A 19,953-nucleotide genomic window follows, 5' to 3' on the forward strand; every position below is an offset into this window, starting at 1 on the left:
TTCTTCCATTTTTCAGATCTTTAATTTATTGATAATCCATTACCTGTTTATTTCTCAGAGCCATAACTCTGGTATATAAAATATTCTGCAAGCAAATGATTTTATATAAATCATTTTGGAGTTCAGTCAGCAAATCTTGTGATATTTTATAGCAGCCACATGCATTCAATGGAGGAACATAGCTATTGATCAAGCCAACCACTGATAAAAAATTCTGTTTGTGAATCGAGAGATCATCTGTCATCCTTTTTATAGAATAGCCCACCGTTTCGAAAGCAGAGCCGGTAAAAAAAATATGATCTTCTTCTGTACGGATCATTTGTTTAATCGAGGAAAACAAGATCGGAGCCTGTCTTTGCAACGATAAAATCAATCGCTTCGCACAAGTATTAAAACTTGTGCGAAGATCTATAATACGCTGGTTATGGCCTTCATGAATTTCTGACAACCTATCTAAAAATTGTTTAATGAGTGGCAGATTGTCCTTAAGGTGACTGTAACGAATGGAGATTAAATCACTTAACAACCTCAGGGGCCAGGAGCTGTAATTACTCGAAGGAGTTCTGGTACTTGTTAAAATAGCATTGAGGTCACCCATCAAATGCAATAGGTTAATTTCATTGTCCTTGCAAACTACTGCTATTGTTTTATCGCGCTCGGTTAATAAATCTATCTCATACCCAAGGAACAGCGCTGCAGTCCTAAAGTCCATGGCAATCATATCTCCGATTGTAACTTTATAATTTATAATCATGATATTTAATTAAATCCAGCATGCTTATGCTATCTTTTTTTTCTAAATGATATTTCAAAAACAAAATAACATAAGCCCAAAATTCCAAACCCAAATATTGTATCACCGATTGCTCTGAGCCATTTTAGTGTAACCATTGCCGGTTGTTGCATAAGTTCGCTGGACCGAGCATACCACATTCCGTGTTCTATGCTGGCTATAGCTTGCCAGATACCTACCGGCAAAAGGCTTAAAAGTGCCATAGCTAACAATCCAATATTGGTAGCCCAGAAGATAAACTTCATCAATGTCTCGTTCCAGAGTTCATGTCTGTAAAGGCTTCTCAAAACAAAGAGCATCAATCCGATCCCAAGCATTCCATACACGCCGAACAAAGCTGTATGTCCATGCAATGGCGTTGTATTTAATCCCTGAACATAATACAATGCTATTGGAGGGTTAATGATAAAACCAAATACACCTGCTCCCAGGAAATTCCAGAAAGCGACTGCGATCATATAATAAATTGGCCATTTATAATCCCTGATCCATTCTGTGGATTTTGAGAGTCTGTAATTGTGATAGGCTTCATAACCAATTAGCACAAGTGGAACGATCTCCAATGCACTAAAAGTCGCACCAAATGCCATTACGCCAACCGGAGTTCCAGAAAAGTATAAATGGTGGCAGGTACCTAATATTCCACCTGACATAAAGATAATGGTCGAAAAGATTACGTTTAAGGTCGCCGTTTTAGTCTTAAGTAAGCCCAAACGCACAAAAAGAAATGCAATCACAACCGTAGCAAATACTTCAAAGAAGCCTTCCACCCATAAGTGAACTACCCACCATCGCCAGTATTCAGCGATAGCCAGGTTGGTTTGCCTTCCCCACATTAACCCCGCAGCATAAAATAAGGCTATTGCTGTGCAGGAGATCAGAAACATAATGATCAGATTCTTCTCCTCTGTTTTTTTTCTTAGTACGGGAAGCAAAGGTCTAACCATCAATGTCAACCATAAAAACAGACCAATCAACAAAAACACCTGCCAAAACCTACCCAGATCTACATACTCATAGCCCTGATGACCAAACCAAAAGTTATGAATCAAGTTGAGCTTTTGCATGACGCCCATCCATTGTCCCGCCATTGAGCCCAATACAATAATTAACAAGGCAACGAATAGAAAATTTACGCCAAAAACCTGGAATTTAGGATCTTTACCGGATACTGCCGGAGCAATATATAAACCGGTAGCAAGCCATGCGGTTGCGATCCAGAAAATAGCCAGCTGAGTATGCCAGGTTCTTGTTACCGCATAAGGAAGCCACTCATCCAATGGTATTCCATAAAAACCGTTTCCTTCCACGCCATAGTGGGCAGTAATAACCCCCATAATTACTTGTAGCACGATGAGTAAGCTGACCACCAGGAAGTATTTTTTGATTCTGAACATAGAGGGAGTCATGCCCTGTTTCAATAGCGGATCAGCTACCGGTGTTTCCAGATGTTCGCCTTCACCTGACTTCACATGGTAAAAAATCAATGCACCGATACAGAAAATGAGCAGGATGATACTAACCCCTGACCAAATTAATAAATTCGACGTGGCTACATTTCCTACAAGTTCATCTGAGGGCCAGTTGTGGGTATAAGATATTTTGGAACCTGGCCTTTCTGTTACTGTTGCCCAAGTTGCCCAAAAGAAAAAAGCACTCATTTTACGCATCTTTTCTGGATCCTTAATCGACATTTTAGGAATAGCATAGTCATGACGTAGTTGATCAAACTTAGGATCGTCCATAAACAATCCCTTATAGTATTCGCTTAAATATGCGATAGCAGCTATCCGGTCTTTGGACACGGTTATGGTATTGGATGCTGCGTTAAAGGTGTTTTTTCGCAGATCCTGCTGAAGTCTGATTTTTAATCCCGCCTTTTGTTCTTCAGTTAGCGCCTCAAATTTACTATTGAAATCTTTCTTCGCATAGCTATTCAAAATAAACACTGCCTCCCTATGTAGCCAATCTGCTGTCCAATCTGGTGCTACATAGGCACCATGACCCCAGATAGAGCCGACTTCCTGCCCGCCCATACTTTGCCAGATGTTCTGACCATCTTTTATTTCTGCCTCGGTAAAAATCGTTTTTTGATCAACGGAAATAATTTCTGACGGAACAGGCGGAGCCTGTTGATAAATTTCATAACCGAAATAGCCCAAAATGGCAAATGAAATTCCCATTACCAGTGCAAATCCGATCCAAAGTTTTCGTTCTCTATTCATTTAAATTCACTTAAATTAGACCTTCTGTTATTCCGCAATCAGTTTACCTTTCATCATAGAGACATGGCCAGGAAAAGAGCAGATAAAGTCATAGGTGCCTTTTTCAATAACTGTAAAAGTGATGGTGTCCGATTCTCCGCCACCAAGAAGTTTGGTATGTGCAATAATACTGGCACTTTCTGATTTAGGAATGTAATCATTGTCCTTAGCCCCCAGTGCCTTTTGTGCGAAAGTATTTACATCGGTACCTGGCTTCAGCAAAACGAAATTATGGCCCATGGCATTTTTTTCAAGTTTACCGGTATGTTTGAGCGTCAAGGTAATCGTCTGTCCAGCGGCAACTTTAAATTCGGTTTGATTGTACTGCATCTGATCATTTCCTTCCAGGGCTAGCACATTGCTCAGTTTAGACTCATCCGGCTTTACAGGTTCAGCTTCCAGGGTTGATGTTTCGGCAGATTGTGTTGTTGTAGATTCTTTTTCCGCATTTCCTCCGCATGAAGAAAACGTAATCATAAAAGCGATGGCTAATCCTGAGATATTTAGTAATTGTTTCATTTTTTGTTATTTTTAATGATAATTAATAGTTCTAAATTATCATCAAAGTTATAGCCATAGGAGTCCAATCTTTATGAGTGAGATCATAAAAAGGAGAAAGAATAACCATGATATTTGAGGAGATGTTTATCTGAAAACTTTGCGATTGCGGATGATCAGCTCAGCCTTCTTTTCAAGCGATTTAATAGACCGAATGACCGTTTCTACCCTTAAACCAGTGAGATCCGCAATTTGCTGTCGGGTAATCTCCACCTTATACTTCTGGTCTGCAGGCACTTTATCGATTTTCGTTTTAAAATAATCAATCAGACTTAACACCCGGTGTTCAGGTTCCTGTGAAGAAATTTCTGAAGCCATAATCGACTTATAATAAAGTCTTCTGGCAAGGTTGGTGGTCATGTTGAGGTGAATCTCTGGATTAGCCATTAACAATTCCATAAATTTATCCTTTGGTAAAAGAAAAACTTTCGAACATACAATTGCTACTGCGCTGGCAGGATAAGCGTCTTTAAGAAAAAGCGGAGGTTCGCCAAAACTATCCCCCTCACTAAAAAGCCCCTGAACAAATTCTTTTCCCTCATCATTGAAATTATTCATCTTTACAGCCCCATTAAGGATTTGAAAGTAATACCTAGGCATATCCCCCTTATTAAATAAAACTTCCCCCTTGTCAAAACTGGCGAGCTTAGATCCGAACTGAATCAATAAATTTTCATCAATCATAATTCTGAAGGATAGTATTTAATTAAAATTTGAAAGTCAACAAACCATAAATATTCCGCCCGGGTCTTAAGATTGCCCCCCAATCCAGGTGGTCAGCATAAGCCTTGTTCAATAGATTTTCGATACCTGCAGAAAAATCTAATTTATGCTTTTTTATGACAAAACCATAACCAGACCTGATATGGAACAAGGTATATCCAGGGCTTACACTTTCACCAAAATCGATATTGATTTGATTTTGCTTCGAACAAATTTCGTTCTCTACCTGAAAAGACAAAGTTCGATGCTGGAAACGAACACTAGTCATAATTTTTAAAGGAGACATCAGTGGTAGCGGGGTCTTTTCATTATCTTCTCCACGTAACCATTTCCAGGTGTTGTTGAAAGTCAAATGCCTATTTAGCAATTGGTAACTAAAACTGCTTTCAGCGCCGAAAAGTCTGGCCGAAGGAATATTTTCATAAGAGCGGACACCAGTAGCCCCGATAGTCATCACACTTAGACTTTGTTGGGTTTTTCCCATAATATAATGCGCTACCCAACTGCTAAAAGCACTCAACTTCCAGGAGAAGTCTTTTTTAGCAAACAGCAAATTAAACTCGCCATTCCAAGCCTGTTCATTTTTCAATAAGGGATTACCCACATAATCGTGGTTGTCCATCTGGTTAAAAAGATAAAAACCAAACCTTTCAGAAGTTGTCGGAGATCTTTCATTAAAGCCGGCACTTAAATATGCCGTAAGAACTGAACTCAAAAAACGAGTATAACTAATATTCACATTTTTCAAGATCTGTTTAACCGGCCGATGCACATCATAGCCCAAAACCGAAAACTGATCCTGCCCCATTTCATCGGTCACTTTCGCATTGACAGCCTCGATTCTTAATTTCAGACCAAGTCGACTCATGCTCGATAGATACATTTCATCCTCCACAAAAAGCCCAGCTACCTTCTGATGGTTTTTCGGCCAGGTAAGCATGAACATTGGCGCCGCATCCTTAGGATACATCGTCATATCCGCATAGACGGAATTGTAATAAAAGTCCGTTTTTACCTTAAAGTTATGTATCCCCATCTTCCGGAGTCGAAACTGAAGAAAAGCGCCAAACGTATGGCTTTGTCCAGGCATATCCATATGCATGGCAGTGGCAGGTCTTTTTGTATCATCCATAGCATGGCGGACAGCATTTGCGTAAATTTTAGCCTCTATCTCCTGCATAAATTGGGCAGAATTATTCCGCTCATAGGTAACAGAAGCAATTCTGGCTTTCGCATAACCCACATCCATAGCCAATGCCGGGAATCCTATATTCCAGCCATCATCCAATATAAAATCTGCCTTTATCGTGCTATTTTTGTTGAACTGATATTTTCCGGAAACACTGGTATTCATTTTACCGTACTGAGAAAAATCTACTTTTTTATTTTCACCGTCCGTATAATCTCCTCCCTTTCGATACACGCCACTAAAACGAATGGCCCATTTTTTCTCACTATAGTTCATCACTACTGCGTTTTGTACAGCAGTGGCCGCCGAATAGTATCCGGAAGCAAGGCTCCCTGTAAATCTACTATTGGAATCGATCAAGGCATCAGCCAATTTTAAATTTAGCGTCCCACCAATAGTCGCGCCCGTTCCAATACCATCTCCACCGTATTTAATATCAATACTTTTTAAATTTACAGGTTCAGTATAAATCGTTGCCGGATCCATCTTATCCGTACAGGCACCAAAAATTCTCATCCCATCAATAACAACATTAATCTGCCCAGCAGAAAACCCCCTTAAAACAGGCTCCATACCAATCGGTCCGCGCCTGATCAAATTTACGCCTTCCACCCTGGCCAAAATATCCTCCGTACTGGCAAGTAGCGAAGATTGATAAAAAGTGGTTCCAGGTTGTTTACTTTTCCTGATGGTGTGTATCTGAACCTCTTTTAATGACAGTTCCTTGATCACACTGTCCTGCTGATGCTGCGCTATAGCCGCCGATGTTGAGACCACCAAAATAATAGTCGCAACAAACTGAAAAAAATTGTACATGACCTTAAAAGCTAAGGTCAAAAAATATAGTATTTTTCTGTTCAGCGTTAACCAGGTCCAAATTGATTCTCCAGTCGCCTGTCATGGTAAAATTGACCTTTCCTTTATAATACCCATTTTTTGTATGAACAGGATTGATATTGTTGGGAGAACCATGTCCCATAGCAGGCATTTCAGGCCTCATGACCAAGAGAAAATTATCAACGGAAAGAAAACTCATCTTATCTTGCTGACGATAAATGATCACTTCCAAATCATTAATTCCAATTTTTGGAGGGTTCGGAAAATAGTACGAAACTACCAGTTTCTCGCCCTGGGTAGTCGTCAGCATTTTTACCCGCTCAGGCGAAGAAGCCCCCACCGCCACTGCCAATTTAGCCGTGCCGATCTTATTTTGTCCATCTCTTTTAATGGTTACATCAAAAGACCATTTACTTTGGTCAGTATTACCCGGCATGGTAAAAACTACTGCAAAAGGAAACAAAGTGTTTTCGACCTCACTGCTTTCCGGTTGCAGGCAAGGGGTTGAGTGAGACATATACATCCCATTCATTTCCATATCCATAACAGGCAGGATTTTAACCAAAGCTTTAGTGATTGGCTGATTAGAAACAGAATCATAAAGTGTCACAAACAATTGGTTATGTCCTGTGGTAAGGTCTTTTTCTGCCCATAACTCCACTTTTGTTGATATCCCCAAAGCATAAACTTCTGAGATTTTTTGGAGTCCCGCTTTGGGATCAGTCACAGTTTGGTTGATTACATCCTTTTTACAGGCAGTTAAGATTGAGCATAATAAGAAGAATATATATAGTTTTTTCATGATGATTTAAGATAAAAAAGCACAAAGCAAAGCTTCGCAATTACGAAAAAGGGAATTTTAGGGCGTGTTTTTTCATTTCTCATTAAAGAAACAAATGACCACAGTAAGAAAACTAGACAGCAATTAGTCCAGCAACAAGATATGCTCGTGAAATCGCTCAGGCAGAGTAAACCGAAGGAGGATGAAATATATTGACATAAATAATATGCGTATAATTCCTGATCAGTGGTATATTCCTTTCCACGATTGCAAACGATCCGATGGCGCCATACTCATCAACAACCATAAGGAACAAAGGTATCTCCAATTGCTTCTCTATTCCGGAAGCTTGCCGCTCTTTTTTTTCGGCCTCAGCCAACCTTTTTTTTAAGAAGCACTTTCCTTCACAATGTAGTTCAGGTCTATTTCTATTTTCACAAAGCGATTTAACGATATATTCTTTATCGAGTTGATAACTGGCCATTAATCCCAATTGGATCAGGCATTGGGCACCTAAAAGTAAAATTAACACGACACTTACTACTTGTTTCATCCTGTTATCGCTCTCCATATTCTAAGGGTAAAAGTAATGACTAAATAGATCTGGCGTAATGATTAGCATCGTTTAAAAATCTGATATTAATCACTTTCACGCATTGACCCTTCCATACTTGCAGTGGAATCGATATTAACACAGATGAAGATCCTGAAAAGCAGATAGAAACGATAAAAAAATAGTTTACACTGCCTAACGCAATGTAAAAAAACAACTAAAATTTTAAGGCAGTAGCAAGATAACTGAATGCAGCATCAAAGGTCTTAAGGTCGTGCTGCCCAAATCCGATCCGAATTCCCAGGATAGGCTCGTATGGTTTAAAATAAATATTTTCAGATGTGATATACAATCCCAACTTACTAAGCTCAGTAAGGCAGAATCCACATAGACTGGCTTATCAAATGGTATCCATACACCGAGGCCTCCGCTAGGAATATCGAACTTGCCAAAACTTAGTAAACATCGGTCAAAGCAGACCTTTAGGCCATAAACTTTTTGTTTATAATAGAGCCTGGTTTGCTCCATATCTATTACGTAAGTGTCTGAAGTTAACATTTTAGCTGCATTGTACATTTTTACGTCCTCTGAAACGATCTGACTTTCATCTAGACTGTTATATTTCTCAATCATAGGTAAAGTATAATCTGGAATCTCTGTGCCAAGTATTATAAAATTCATTAGAAGTATTTTAATTAGAAATCGAATTTAACAATTCATATTTATTGCTTTGCAGATATTTCGATTCTCTTATTAAATTTTTCAGAATTTGTTAGGCATTCAGATTGCATACAAATCCAACACAAACCATAGATTCACAAGAAAATACAGTATTTTCAATCGAAATATTATAAACTTAAAATAGTTTTTTAGTCTCTTTAATGCGAGGCGTTAATGTGCGGGGGCTGCCAGCCTTGGTTTTCCTCCGCCATTTGCCATTTAGTAAAAATTCTATTGCGCAGTACTGATAAATCATGCTAAACTAAAAACTAAATACCCCATTAAAACGCTCTTATGATTTAACTAAATATTTCACCTGCTCCATTTGAATATTAATCATCTACATTATGCAATAACTCTGAAAATCTTCCCGAAATCAAAGTTAAACACATTTCTAAAATTGAAATAGACGACATCCTGGTGAACCTAGGCTCGGTTCTAGAAATCGAAGAATTCGAAAAATGTTATTCTATTATAATTTGCAGACTTGATGAAAAACAAGTCATAAAATTTAACAAAGAAATCTACATGGTCACAATATAAATCCAAGATCCCTTAACGACTGTACTATTCCTTTTTTAACTCAAATCCTGCAAGATCAATGGTCATTATTAACAATTTCCTGTAGTTTCAAATGATCTGCTATGAAAATCTTCCTCCCTGTTAAGGTCAATATACTCTGTTTAGCGAACTCATTCAAAACCTTAAACAAGGTTTCATAAGTTGTACCTGCAAATGAAGAAATGTCCTGTCGGCTGATTTCTACATCAATAAAGCCTTGCTCATCAATTCCAAACTGCTGGTGAAGGGAAATAAATGCCTGCGCTATACGCGCTTTAACAGACATATGGGCTAAATCACGCATGCTTCTATGGGAATCATCAAGTTCATTTGCCAAAAATCGGATCAGCTGATAGGCTAGTTCAGTATTTACCTTTAAGGTAGCTTCGAAAAAAGCAATCTCCAGATAGCAAACTACAGACGGCTCCAGCGCTGTTGCCGATACCGGATACAGGAGTCTTTTACCTAAACCCATGTGACCGATAATGTCTGCGGATCTTGCAAAACGAATAATCAGCTCCTTATCCTTATCCCAACTTTTATGAACTTTAAAACTGCCTTTGTGCACAAAATAAATTCCATTAACGGCATCCCCTTCTTTAAATATCAACTCTCCCTTTTTCACCTCAAAATTCCTTTTCTGCACCGCCAAAGCCGGGAGCCATTCAGGTAAACAAAGTTTACATAAAAAACACGTTTTAAGATCACAAGCATTACCGCATTCTTTCATTCTTCAAATATGCAACTTTTACAACAAAACCTTAAATCACTAGATTACAACAAACAGATTCAACATCAACATACATTGTTAAAACAATATTATTTAATAATAAAACAATAAAAAATAATATAATAATATATCATTAACAATATTAATCACTTCAGAATACGAATTGAAAACTCTACCTTTGCGGCGGTTCGCTTAAAACGATTATTTAATAAACCAAAACGATGAAAAAAAACATACATAAAAATGGAATTTCTATCGCTCCATCTTTACCATATCTTGTACAAAAAGATAATATCTTACCTAGAGCTCGCTTCCTAAAAATACGTTTGTTGCAAATATCTCTTTTATCCATTGGCGTTGCCATTCTCATTAGCTTAATTGCTAAAGTTCTGGTATTGCTAATCAACCTGGTTACCAATATTTCTTTCTATGGTTCCTTTGATTTAGCTTTTCACAGTCCGGCTGAAAATAATTTGGGATTATTCGTCATTATTCTTCCAGCAATTGGAGGCATTTTAGTAGGATTAATGGCATTATTTGGCTCTAAAGCAATCAGGGGTCATGGTATACCTGAAGCGATGGAACAAATACTGACCAATCACAGCAAGATTAAACCAGCTATTGCTTTTTTGAAACCCATTTCATCGGCAATTGCAATTGGATCAGGCGGGCCATTTGGAGCCGAAGGCCCAATTATTGCAACCGGCGGGGCACTTGGTTCAACTATTGGTCAGTTTTTTAAAATCACCTCTAATGAGCGCAAAATTATCTTGGCAGCGGGTGCTACAGCAGGCATGTCAGCCATATTCGGCACCCCTATTGCAGCCATTTTCCTCGCTATTGAATTGCTACTTTTTGAGTTCTCCCCTAAAGCAATTTTGCCTGTTGCATTGGCGTGTATAACCGGGGCTGCAGGCCACCAGTTTCTTTTCGAATCAGGTCCGGTTTTCCCAATGCATGATTTAGAAAGTCCAACAAATTTTGCATTGGCCATTTATAGCGTCATTGGTATAATTATTGGCTTTATCTCTTTAGGGCTTACTAAAATAGTTTATTGGATTGAAGATACTTTTGAGAAACTTCCTATTCATTGGGTGTGGTGGCCAGCAATAGGCGGACTCACTGTCGGGTTAATCGGATACTTTTTCCCAAATACTCTGGGGGTTGGTTATAACAACATTATCAATATACTTTCTGGAAAAATTCCACTTGCACTGATGCTGAATTTATGCTTTTTTAAATTCCTTTCCTGGGCAATAGCCCTTGGAAGTGGCACCTCAGGTGGAACGCTGGCCCCACTTTTAACGATTGGCGGTGCTGGAGGAGCTATTTTAGGGGCTTTGATACTGATGTTTTTTCCAGGCACGGGAATTAGTATCCCTATGGCTGCTCTTGTTGGCATGTCATCTATGTTTGCTGGTGCTTCCAGGGCCTATTTAACCAGTATTATTTTTGCTTTGGAGTCAACAATGCAGTCACAGGCCTTACTTCCATTGTTGGGAGCTTGTACCGCCTCATACCTGATTTCCTTTTTCTTTATGGAAAACACCATCATGACCGAGAAAATTGCCAGACGAGGCATATATACCCCAGATGCATATGAACCTGATATACTGAGAAGAATCGTTATTGCACAGGTGCTTGGAAAAGGCAAAAAGATTGCACAGCAAACACCTACTATTGAAGAATTGCTACAAAGAAATGTCCCTATACTAAGCTCCAATGATCCACTTTCTAAAGCAGTAGAATTGATGGCCATCAATGGTGAAGAGGTTTTGCCTGTAATGTCCAATAAAAATTCAAAGGAAGTTATTGGTATGCTCAGCTATAATGATATACTCCATGCCTATGAGTTATATCATAAAGAAAATCAAGAGGCAGGAATTAACCTTTCGCTTAAAAGACAACGAATAAAAATAATGATCAAAAGTCGTAAACTAATGAAAAAACAGGGCACTATATGATGTTCTTTTATCTCTTATAGGTAATTATTTTTATGTGATTATTTAATAACATGTAAGATAATCACTCCACAAGGATTAGAAAAGACACAAGAAATTGCACCTTTTCTGTTTAAAATGACATCAAAGTTAAAAATCTCTAAAATTTAAAAGGACGGCACGCTAATAAGCCTCGGTTTGGTAATTACGGTATTGACGGAGTCTTACAATTCAGCATGTTAGTAGGGAGTTAATATAGCGGGGATAGTTTATTGCGTTTATCTGTCCGCTCCTTCTAAGAAACCACAGTTTTATAAACTGCTCGAAACTGAGTCAATAAAAACCTACTATTTAACTGAATCCTGAGACTGAATCAACAGGCAGATACTATCCTCTAATGCTTCTACACTATGAACAATAGTTTTTGGTATTTCCAACTCATCGAACTTTTCAAGCACAATTGAACGTTCTGATTCAATGTAATTTACTTTACCTTCAATAACGACCAGCTTAGCTTTTAAAGAGGTTTGATGAGCCTTTAAAATCATATCCTTTTTAAAGCCAAGTACGATCAATTTAAACTGATCCCCTTTTTCTAATACTTTAATTACTGGCCCTGTTTGCGCTTGTGCCAACTGCGCTAAAACTTCTTTTATAATCATGTTATATGTTCGTGTACGTTCTTTTGAAAGTTACTGTTCAAGTTTTAAAGCACCATTTTAATTTGATCTTTTAATGTCGTCAACACTTCTGATTGAAACCATTTATTTTTTGCCTGCCAAATATTATTTCTCGGCGATGGATGTGGTAAAGGCAAATATTGAGGCAAATACACTTCATAATTCTTCACCGTTTCTGTCAGCGTATTTTTACGTCTCTCTTTTAAATAATAATGCTGCGCATATTGACCAATTAATAAAATCAGCCTTTTTCCCTGCATATAATCCAACAATTTATCATGCCATAAGGGAGCACATTCTTTTCTTGGCGGAAGATCACCAGATTTTCCCTTTCCAGGAAAACAAAATCCCATGGGCATTAATGCAAAAATATCCTCATTATAAAAGGTTTCTTTATCAACACCTAACCAGTTTCTTAGATTATCCCCACTGTTATCATTCCAAGGAATGCCCGTTTGATGAACAATTCTCCCCGGCGCTTGCCCGATAATAACAATTTTACTTTTCGAACTTGCCGAAACAATCGGATTAGCCCCTAATTCCAGATAACTTTCACATACTTTACAATTTCTGATATCTTCTAAAAGTTTGTCCATGACCTTTTTTATACTATCTTAACAATCATCCCATTGCATTGCTCATCGATCAATATCTGACAGGCTAAGCGTAGGTTAGGGTTACTTATTCCATGCTTACTAAGTGTATTGCTTTCATTTCTGTTGAAATTAGTTAACATACTACTTTGAATAACTTCTACCAGACAAGTACCACATTTTCCCATTCCCAGACATCCCCCAAATTCTTCCGGACTTATCCGATCAAAGATCAACATCATTAAACTACGGTATTCATTGGGAAAGGTTTGTATTTCATAACTTTCTTCATCCCATATTACAGTAAGTACAATATTATTTCCAAAATTCATCATGGTAATCATCTTTGAACTCATCATGCCGACTTTCCAGAAAATGGCCAATACTACTTAAAGTCGATTCAGATAATGTCTTTTCCAAATGCGGAAAAACTACTCTCTCTTCAAAACGGATATGATCATTAAGAAAGGTGATCAGTTTTTCGTATACCGCATAATCTCCCTGACTGGCTAGATTCACCTGATCTATTAGGTTAACAATCTGTCGATGATCATTTTTTGCCTGCACACAAGGTTCCTCTACATCGAACCTGTTAAATAACAAAACTTCTTCATCCAAGAAATGATCTTTCAGGTGTTGGTCCCAGAAAAAATTTAAATAATTTTTCATCCTTATGGTAGCTACATTATTAGCTATCCCTTGTTTAATCTTCCAGGAAAACAATAAACCAAAATGGTGATCCCTGGAAAAAAGCTTCATATCTTCGCTACGTTTTATTGGTTGATTTTTCATAAACATGTTCCTCTATAACATTTAAATATGGCCCTCAGTCTGCTTACTTTAGGAACCCTGTTTGTTGACTTCAACATCAGAAATTCCTTTAACTGCTTTCATAATTTTTGCGATGCTTGAGGCCCGTTTTTTTGCATTTTCAGCAATTACACCCACAAACAATTCATCAACTGTTTCATTGAACAATTGAATCCATCGATCAAAATGCTCCTTTGAGAGCTCCAGTGGCAGATGTTTAGGCAAAGGGTCACTATTATATTTCCTTGTATATAAGAGCAAGGTTGACCAAAAATCAACCATAATTTTCAGGTGGTTATCCCAATTATTCTTAATAACAGGCCCAAAGACAGCATCTAAAAGATGATCATTTCTTACCTTCGTATAAAAGCTGTTTACGAGCAATTCCACATCAGTTTCATCTGCTATATCCTTTCTATTTTCTTCCATCATATCCGTTTTATACAATGACCTTACCTGCACCGCCATTCATATTTTCTAGCCTTTCTAAAAACATCTCTGCCATCACTTGAGCTCTCCTTTTGGTTTCATTAGCCATACTCCCCTCATATTGATCATCAATGGTTTTATTGAATAGCAGTAACCAACGATCAAAATGCTCTTTTTTAAGAGATAAAGGTGCATGCCTGGCAAATGGATTGCCCCTGAAGCCCGGAATGCCAAACAGTGCTGCATTCCAAAATTTATACATCTTTTCCAGGTGGGGCTTCCAATCGATAATTACGGCATCAAATACAGGGCCGATCAAATCATCTGATTGCACCTTGCGGTAAAATGAATCCACAAACCATACGATATCTTCAAAATTGTTAATGTCGGTTTTCATACAAATAGTTTTATTGCATTGGAGGTGACCAAATAATAAATGGCCCATCCAACAAAAAGGATTAATAAAATAAATATCCAGAATGGAATACTTTGTGGCGTTTCACTTCCAACAATTAAAAAATTCCTTTGATTGCCTTTTCCATAAGCATTGATCATGATGGGGACAATACCATCAACAACCGCATTTTCCTGGATTCCTTCAATGGCAATGGCCGGTCCGTTTCTAACTTCAAACGGAATCAACCTAATCCCTTCCTTACCAGTAGGATCCTTACTGACAATTCTAAGTACATGTTTGCCATCGACCAATTTTGAGGTATCCAGCTCAAAGTTGACAGGAGAAATTAGCTCCGCTATCGGTTTAATCTCTTCGTCAATAAAAATAAATACTTTGCTTTTCTCTTCCATATCAGTCCAGATTTAAGATTGAAAATTTGATGTGCGATGCAGATTTCTCTCCAGGTCTTAATAACCATTTTACAGAGAAAAAAAGACAAAACATAACAATGATTGCCGTAACACTGATAATCACATAATCCCAATTACTATCCGGACCTGCTCCATGGGTAATTCCCTTCAATAATTTAGGTTGCTGTTTTTCACAAGCAGGACAAGCCATAGCTGTTATAGACAAAAACAAAACGATGCTGGTTAAAAATGCTTTTTTCATGATCTCAAATTTTGATAACAACTCTTTATACATATTTTTTCAAGCGCTGCACAACTTTCCATGCATGCTCATCTGCATATACACCATAAGCATTGACTAATACTCCCCCTACCGACAGGACTTTGGAAGATATTGCAAAAATGACCATCTCATCACCGGGATCTGTTTCTCCCTCAAAACGGTACACCTCATCAATCTGAAACTCATCAGGAGACAATGACAGCCCGGTTTTACTACAAATTAAACAGTCTTCATCCGTCGCAATGTTAAAATCTTTCGTATAGCCCAGATCAAATAGGTCATTTATAGCTTCACTTACCGTTTCATAACTTTTCATTATTTACTGGCTTTAACTTTTACAACTTCCATTAATTCCTTTACCTGTTCAGTAGTTACCTTTTTAGCGTTGTTTCCCCAACTTGTTTTTTCATGATTCATAATCGCCGCAATCTCTTCCGGTTTTAACTTGCTATTGGTCCCAACCGCAGGCATTGCCCCATAGCCTTCATTTTCCCTTGCACTATAACCATTCATGATGATGTCGACCATAAGTTCCGGATTGTCATCCAATACAATCTTACTTCCTTTAAGTGCCGGAAAGGCACCTTTCAAGCCCTCTCCATTCCCCTGATGACAACTCTGACAATTATTGGTATATAACATGGCACCATTGAGTTCTTTGGGTTCGCCTTTCTTCGCAGAACCAAGATCTCCCGGTTTTTTGTATAGGAAATCAGGCTCAGGTGTACCGTCAGGTAATTTGGTCTGTTTTAGCGCTTTTAAATAAGCCACCAGTTGTAAAGCTTCAGCACCGGCAATTATTTTCCCTTTACGCCCATTTCTAAATTCATCAGGAACATTCACCACCACATCACCTTCTTCCAACTTATTTTTAACTTCAAACAAAAAAGGATAAGCAGGCATGATAGATTCCTTTACGACAATACGCGGATTGTATAAATGGACAAGATGCCAGTCTATACTGGGTTGACGTAGACCAATATTGGTCAAATCAGGCCCTGTTCTTTCCGTACCCATAAGTGTAGCCGTATTACGCCAGGTATCTGTCCTGTGAATATCCGCATAATCAGCAGCAATACTTGGCCTAGATCCCCAAACCTTGTCCATGTCTACATTGCGGACCTGTTGGGTATGACAGGCCACACAGCCATTTGCAATAAATACAGCCTTACCCAAAATAGCCTGCTCGTCCAAAGGAATCGCATTAGGCAAGGGGGCATTGTTCTGTTCGTTATTAAAGGCTGGAATGATACAGACAAATAATGTAAGCACAGCAAATAATAAAAATGCCGCAGTAAAAAGTTGTTTATGATTGTTAAAGAAATCCATATCTATTGATTTTAAAGCTTAATTTCTGCCGAAGCATTGGATAGATTCAATTTTTCGATGGCAACCTCTGTAACATCAATGGTTTTATTACCTTTTAACATTTTATAAAAGTTGTAAGCAAAAAACAAATGCGACAACCACATCAAACTTCCACCTATTGCACGCCATAACCAGTATGGCGCCATAAATACCACACTATCTATAAATGGCTTACCATCCATCCACATCAACCCTTTCAGGGTACTTCCATACATCAGCGGAATGGTATAAAACATTAAGCCAATCAGCGCCAACCAAAAATGTGCACCAACAGTAATCTGCGGTGCTTCTTTTCCGGTTAATCTAGGGACAAGTGCATAAATACCTGCCCAAAGAAAGAAACAGATAATCCCGTACATGGTTAAATGGGAGTGTGCTACAGTAAAATCGGTAAAGTGCCACACCAGATTTGTGGTACGAAATGCCTCAGCAGTACCTTGTAAAGATCCTGTAAAGTAGAAGATGATTCCTACAATAAAAAATGGCAAAGTATAGCTGGAAAGCACTTTATGCCAGGCTCCTTTAAAGGTCATGATAAAATTCGTAGTACCTGCAGCAACTGGGATAACCATTCCCATACTTCCTAAAATAGCTACCGTCTGCAACCACCACGGTATAGAACTAAATACAAAGTGATGCGTGCCAATCAGGGTATAAAACAGAATCTGTGTCCAAAATGCCAGGATACCCAAACTATAGGAATATATAGGTTTATTTAACTGTTGAGGAAGAAAATAATAAACAATCCCCAAGGTAAAAAGCATAAACCACATCCCAACACCCTGGTGCATATAATACCCCTGTATAATGGTTTCTCCCAGTCCGTCTTGCCACCAGGGCACATAAGCCACAACAGAAATCACAATGGCAAATATCACAGATGCTACAATGTACCAGTTGGAGATATAAATTTCCTTAGTCTTTCTTCTGGCCACAGTTTGCAAAAAATTGATTAGGGTTAAAATGAGTCCAATACCGAAAAGCAACATTACCGGCCAGATATACTCTCTGTATTCACCCCCACCATTATTAATTCCGGCCATCAAACATAGACTGCCTACAACCACAGCAGCATTAATTAACCACAGGCTATACCAGCCCATTTTAATACTGGCAAGTGGAGCATTTCCGACTCTGGGAACCACATACAAACCCAATCCAATCATACCAAGGGATGCCCATCCCCAAAAAACTGCATTGGTATGAACCGGACGCAAGCGGCCAAAACTCAGCCAGCTCAGCTGGTCTGCATCAGGAGCAACAAACTTTATCCCAAGGTACTCTCCTACTGTAGTCCCAAATAAGAGCCAAAATGTTGCAGCTCCCAAATACCATAAAATCAGTTTCGACAAAGCAGGATCGACTCCCGGTCTTTTTAAGGCTCTTTTCTTTAAAGCAACAACAGGTAATCCAGGATCGCTTTGAATTTGATGTAGTAATCCTTTTTCATCTTCTGCAGGTATTGTACCGGATAACTCCTTATTTGTTAAGGCATAATCCAGCGCATCCTTTCGTTTACTCAGTGCCTTTTGTAGTGCCACCTGATCTGCCTGATCCAATAACCTTACCAATTCATCAGCTTCCTGTACTTTTTGTTTATCCTGATACTGCCGAAACAGGTTATTAACTTTAACCATCATCAGCCATATTCCCGCCAGTATAGGAATTAAGATCAAAATCAAGGTAATGATCACCCCTCCTTCAGTCCAAATAGAACCACTAGTGTTTGTTGTTTGAGAAAATCCCTGCTGACTGCTAAAGATCAAAAAAATAATGGTACCTAAACTCAACAGTCGTGATTTGGTAAGTTTAACACCCGCAATCCTTTTTTTCTTAAGATGGTTCTGGAGGGCCTCAATCTGACTGCTGCTAAAAGTATTAAGGTGTTGCTGCAGTTGAGACTCCGGTCCTCTGTAACTTCTATTTTTCAAAAGATCTTTTGCCTGTTTAACCCTGTTATATATAAAAACTGAAACCAAAAAAGCGGTCAGCAGAACAAGAAAGCAAGCCCATAGCAATACTGAAGTAAAACTCATAATTTATTATTTTTTATCATTTTCACCCACAGGGAAAGTCAACACTGGTGATTCCTAATTTTTTAACCCGTAACTTAATTCAGTTGAAGCAAAGCCGGACCGAATTCTTCAAATAGAATCGACTCCTTTTCTATTCCTTTTGCAATAAGGTCATTGAATTGCTTTTGAATAAAAGCTGACGGTCCGCATACATAATATCTTGTTCCCGGAAACTGAGGTAGGGCGGCTATTTTATTGATATCCAAAAACCCTTCCATCACGCCTTCCTGCTTATCTGATTCAGTTGGAAGGTCATAAAAAACATGTTGGTTTACATTCTCATTAGCTTTTATTATCTCATCTAACTCTGTTTTAAACGCATGTACATTACGGTTTCTGCATCCATGCAACCAGGTAATGGGATGGCTATAGTCTTTGTCTACCAGATTCTGTAACATACTCATCATCGGCGTTAGACCAACTCCGCCGCTAATCAATACTACAGGCGCATCTAAGTCTGCAGGTAACGTAAAGTTACCAGCCGGAGCGGTAAGGTCTACTTTATTACCTTCCTGAATAAAATCATGGAGGTAGTTACTGATCTTACCATCGGTATCTAATTGTGCGCCTTTTTCTTTTTTTACGGAGATACGATAATACTCATGAGTTGGCGTACTTGATACACTGTACTGGCGTGATTGATATAAACTCAGTTCTGGCAAAAATACCCGGATACTGATATATTGACCGGGTATATGCGGCATCACCTTACCTCCATCAGCTGGATGCAGGTAAAAAGAAGTAATCTCTGCAGACTCCTCGATTTTCTTTCCAACAAAAAATGGCCTCCAACCTGTCCAGCCATCCTGCTGTGCGGCTTTATGTTGATACAATTTTGTCTCATGTCCTGACATCAATGCTGCAAGCTGCTGATAAGCTGCTGTCCAGGCGTCTAAAATATCAGCAGTTGCTGCTGCTCCCAGAACTTCCTGTATCGAAGCAATTAAATGACGACCGACAATTTGATAATGTTCAGGTCTGATATCCAGACTCACATGTTTATGGCCAATCCTATCCACCACAGGCATCAGTACGCCTGGATTGGCAATGTTCTCTGCATACGCAAGCACAGCCATAGCCAAAGCTGTTTGCTGTTTTCCACTCTCCTGGTTTCCCATGTTAAACATGTTTTTAAGTTCTGGATTGTGGGTAAACATTCTGTTGTAGAAATGTTTAGTCAATAACACACCGTTTTCTCTTAGTATAGGTACTGTCGCGCTGATTAATTGTTTTTGTTCAAGATTCATAATAAATATATT

22 protein-coding genes are annotated in these 19,953 nt (G+C 38.5%); 1 reads left to right on the forward strand and 21 read right to left on the reverse strand.

Annotation, left to right across the window (positions count from 1 at the left end; translation table 11 throughout):
* Positions 1–25: 25 nt before the first annotated feature.
* The 9 genes from B9A18_RS15810 to B9A18_RS15850 all read right to left on the reverse strand — a co-directional run bounded on the left by B9A18_RS15810 (position 26) and on the right by B9A18_RS15850 (position 9,709).
* Positions 26–754 carry a hypothetical protein gene (locus B9A18_RS15810; RefSeq protein WP_084290293.1) on the reverse strand — a complete coding sequence of 243 codons (729 nt, stop codon included), beginning with the start codon at positions 752–754 and terminating at the stop codon, positions 26–28.
* A gap of 29 nt (positions 755–783) precedes the next feature.
* The gene (locus B9A18_RS15815) at positions 784–3,018 is read right to left on the reverse strand and encodes a nitric-oxide reductase large subunit (protein ID WP_084290294.1); all 2,235 of its coding nucleotides are present in this window, start codon (positions 3,016–3,018) and stop codon (positions 784–786) included.
* Positions 3,019–3,045: 27 nt separating this feature from the next.
* The gene (gene azu, locus B9A18_RS15820; RefSeq protein WP_084290295.1) at positions 3,046–3,576 is read right to left on the reverse strand and encodes an azurin; all 531 of its coding nucleotides are present in this window, start codon (positions 3,574–3,576) and stop codon (positions 3,046–3,048) included.
* A 126-nt stretch (positions 3,577–3,702) separates the two neighbouring features.
* Positions 3,703–4,299 carry a Crp/Fnr family transcriptional regulator gene (locus B9A18_RS15825; protein ID WP_084290296.1) on the reverse strand — a complete coding sequence of 199 codons (597 nt, stop codon included), beginning with the start codon at positions 4,297–4,299 and terminating at the stop codon, positions 3,703–3,705.
* Positions 4,300–4,321: 22 nt separating this feature from the next.
* Entirely contained in the window at positions 4,322–6,343 is a 2,022-nt protein-coding gene (locus B9A18_RS15830) for a TonB-dependent receptor domain-containing protein (RefSeq protein WP_084290298.1), read from the reverse strand.
* A gap of 4 nt (positions 6,344–6,347) precedes the next feature.
* The gene (locus tag B9A18_RS15835; RefSeq protein WP_084290300.1) at positions 6,348–7,166 is read right to left on the reverse strand and encodes a FixH family protein; all 819 of its coding nucleotides are present in this window, start codon (positions 7,164–7,166) and stop codon (positions 6,348–6,350) included.
* 157 nt (positions 7,167–7,323) lie between these two features.
* Positions 7,324–7,716 carry a hypothetical protein gene (locus B9A18_RS15840; RefSeq protein ID WP_084290302.1) on the reverse strand — a complete coding sequence of 131 codons (393 nt, stop codon included), beginning with the start codon at positions 7,714–7,716 and terminating at the stop codon, positions 7,324–7,326.
* Between the two features lie 207 nt (positions 7,717–7,923).
* Positions 7,924–8,379, reverse strand: a complete 456-nt coding sequence (locus tag B9A18_RS15845; protein WP_084290304.1) for a carbon-nitrogen hydrolase family protein — start codon at positions 8,377–8,379, stop codon at positions 7,924–7,926.
* Between the two features lie 637 nt (positions 8,380–9,016).
* The gene (locus tag B9A18_RS15850) at positions 9,017–9,709 is read right to left on the reverse strand and encodes a Crp/Fnr family transcriptional regulator (RefSeq protein ID WP_084290306.1); all 693 of its coding nucleotides are present in this window, start codon (positions 9,707–9,709) and stop codon (positions 9,017–9,019) included.
* 221 nt (positions 9,710–9,930) lie between these two features.
* Here B9A18_RS15850 and B9A18_RS15855 point away from each other — a divergent pair, with 221 nt between their 5' ends.
* A complete protein-coding gene (locus tag B9A18_RS15855) occupies positions 9,931–11,673 on the forward strand; it encodes a chloride channel protein (RefSeq protein WP_084290308.1) in 1,743 nt (580 codons plus the stop codon).
* Between the two features lie 323 nt (positions 11,674–11,996).
* Here B9A18_RS15855 and B9A18_RS15860 read toward each other — a convergent pair whose 3' ends face one another.
* The 12 genes from B9A18_RS15860 to hmpA form a co-directional block, all read right to left on the reverse strand.
* On the reverse strand, positions 11,997–12,311 hold the full coding sequence (locus B9A18_RS15860; RefSeq protein ID WP_084290310.1) for a cupin domain-containing protein: 315 nt from the start codon (positions 12,309–12,311) through the stop codon (positions 11,997–11,999).
* 44 nt (positions 12,312–12,355) lie between these two features.
* Positions 12,356–12,925: a uracil-DNA glycosylase family protein gene (locus B9A18_RS15865; protein ID WP_084290312.1), complete on the reverse strand. Its 570-nt coding sequence runs from the start codon at positions 12,923–12,925 to the stop codon at positions 12,356–12,358.
* 8 nt (positions 12,926–12,933) lie between these two features.
* On the reverse strand, positions 12,934–13,257 hold the full coding sequence (locus B9A18_RS15870) for a 2Fe-2S iron-sulfur cluster-binding protein (RefSeq protein WP_084290395.1): 324 nt from the start codon (positions 13,255–13,257) through the stop codon (positions 12,934–12,936).
* Complete coding sequence (locus B9A18_RS15875) at positions 13,238–13,714, reverse strand: hemerythrin domain-containing protein (RefSeq protein ID WP_159452671.1); 477 nt, start codon at positions 13,712–13,714, stop codon at positions 13,238–13,240. The genes B9A18_RS15870 and B9A18_RS15875 overlap by 20 nt, the downstream gene beginning before the upstream one ends.
* A gap of 48 nt (positions 13,715–13,762) precedes the next feature.
* On the reverse strand, positions 13,763–14,164 hold the full coding sequence (locus B9A18_RS15880; RefSeq protein WP_235005338.1) for a group III truncated hemoglobin: 402 nt from the start codon (positions 14,162–14,164) through the stop codon (positions 13,763–13,765).
* A gap of 7 nt (positions 14,165–14,171) precedes the next feature.
* The gene (locus B9A18_RS15885) at positions 14,172–14,558 is read right to left on the reverse strand and encodes a group III truncated hemoglobin (protein WP_084290316.1); all 387 of its coding nucleotides are present in this window, start codon (positions 14,556–14,558) and stop codon (positions 14,172–14,174) included.
* A complete protein-coding gene (locus B9A18_RS15890) occupies positions 14,555–14,968 on the reverse strand; it encodes a cytochrome C (protein WP_084290318.1) in 414 nt (137 codons plus the stop codon). Before B9A18_RS15890 ends, B9A18_RS15885 begins: the two co-directional genes overlap by 4 nt.
* A 1-nt stretch (position 14,969) precedes the next feature.
* Positions 14,970–15,230: a hypothetical protein gene (locus B9A18_RS15895; protein ID WP_084290399.1), complete on the reverse strand. Its 261-nt coding sequence runs from the start codon at positions 15,228–15,230 to the stop codon at positions 14,970–14,972.
* A 25-nt stretch (positions 15,231–15,255) separates the two neighbouring features.
* Complete coding sequence (locus B9A18_RS15900; RefSeq protein ID WP_084290320.1) at positions 15,256–15,567, reverse strand: phosphoribosylpyrophosphate synthetase; 312 nt, start codon at positions 15,565–15,567, stop codon at positions 15,256–15,258.
* Entirely contained in the window at positions 15,567–16,580 is a 1,014-nt protein-coding gene (locus B9A18_RS25690; protein WP_084290322.1) for a cytochrome c, read from the reverse strand. The genes B9A18_RS15900 and B9A18_RS25690 overlap by 1 nt, the downstream gene beginning before the upstream one ends.
* Before the next feature lie 11 nt (positions 16,581–16,591).
* A complete protein-coding gene (locus B9A18_RS15910; RefSeq protein ID WP_084290324.1) occupies positions 16,592–18,655 on the reverse strand; it encodes a cbb3-type cytochrome c oxidase subunit I in 2,064 nt (687 codons plus the stop codon).
* A 74-nt stretch (positions 18,656–18,729) separates the two neighbouring features.
* Entirely contained in the window at positions 18,730–19,941 is a 1,212-nt protein-coding gene (gene hmpA, locus B9A18_RS15915) for an NO-inducible flavohemoprotein (RefSeq protein ID WP_084290326.1), read from the reverse strand.
* Between the last annotated feature and the right edge of the window lie 12 nt (positions 19,942–19,953).

Source organism: Pedobacter nyackensis, assembly GCF_900176505.1.
Classification (GTDB): domain Bacteria; phylum Bacteroidota; class Bacteroidia; order Sphingobacteriales; family Sphingobacteriaceae; genus Pedobacter; species Pedobacter nyackensis.